Annotated in this window: 2 protein-coding genes; both read left to right on the top strand. The window is 73.4% G+C overall.

Features of this window, described 5'->3' with window-relative positions; all coding sequences use genetic code 11:
• The first annotated feature begins 416 nt into the window (after window positions 1-416).
• Complete coding sequence (locus ABZY91_RS39270) at window positions 417-815, top strand: hypothetical protein (protein WP_355408706.1); 399 nt, start codon at window positions 417-419, stop codon at window positions 813-815.
• A partial coding sequence (locus ABZY91_RS39265) for an RICIN domain-containing protein (protein WP_355408721.1) occupies window positions 761-1,197 on the top strand: 437 nt, incomplete at its 3' end. The genes ABZY91_RS39270 and ABZY91_RS39265, both read left to right, overlap by 55 nt.

Below are 1,197 nucleotides of genomic sequence, written 5' to 3'. Positions count from 1 at the left end.
CCGGCGCGGCTCTCGCGGGGGGCCGGCCCCGCCCCACGGCCCCCGTCTGGGGGGATGGGCCGCGCCCCCCCCGGGGGCGCGCGCCGCCCCCGCGCGTGGGGGCCGGGCCGCGGGGCCGGCCCACCACCTTGGGTTCCAGGAGCCGTTGCCACATCCCGGTTGAGGGGATTGCACCGGACTTCGAGATCCGTAAGGACCGGACGGCTCAGAGGCCTGTGAAGCCGAGCCGGGAGCGAGCGGCATGTTCCCGGTTCACGGAGCGGGGCCACAGCAACACCGAGGCCTGCCGGATCGCCGGTATCGGTCAGAGACAGAGGAGGTGGCAGTGGCACAGGTGACGGAGCGAATCGAGCCCACAGCGGTAGTCAAGGCGACGTGGCCGCACGGAGCAGGACGGGGGCCTGACCATGGGGCGAGTGGCGCTTGACGGCACCGACGACCCGACCGAGGAACACGAACCGAAGCGCGGCGGCCGGCCCAGCCTCCCGGCCGCGCCCACCGGGCCGCCCCCGGCGGCACCGGCCGAGGTGAAGGCCGAGGTGAAGGCCGAGGCGAAGGCCGGGCCGGTCCCCCGGGGACAGGTCGCCGGCAAGGAGAAGGTACAGCCGTACATCACCACGGCGGTGGCGGAGGCCGCCCGCAACGCAGTGGTGGCAACGACCCCGTACGAGGGGGGATACCAGTCCCTGAGCGATCTGATCGAGGACGCCATCGTGGAGAAGGTGGCGAAGCTGCAGAGGACGTTCAACGAGGGAAATCCATTCCCCGAGCGGCCCAGAAGGCGGATTCGTACGGGCCGACCTCCGGGCCGGTAGGCAACACCGTTGCCAGAGGGGCGCCCCGGCCGCAGCCCGTCGCGAAGAACTCCCGCAGCCCGGCCGCCCCGACCGAGACCGCTTCCGGTCGTCGGACCCGGCAGAGCGCCCCGGACCAGGGCGCGTACGAGACGGGGCAGGGGGCCTGGGGCACGTGCCTGGACGTCGAGGGCGGTTCGACCGCCGACGGCGCCCGGCTGATCCTGTGGCCGTGCGGACCGCAGGCCGACCAGCACTGGACGGTGGCCAGCGTCTCCACCGGGTCACGGACGTCCCCGACACAGTGGTGGGGGGGGCGGGCTGCGGGGCGACCATCAGTAGTAGGCCAAAGGCGACACACGACGGCCGCGGGAAACGGAAAGCACCCCCACCCCACGCCAAA

The organism is Kitasatospora sp. NPDC002965 (assembly GCF_040611255.1).
GTDB lineage: Bacteria > Actinomycetota > Actinomycetes > Streptomycetales > Streptomycetaceae > Kitasatospora.
The sequence above is the reverse complement of the archived record's forward strand: the minus strand, read 5'-3'. Positions and strand labels throughout refer to the sequence as shown.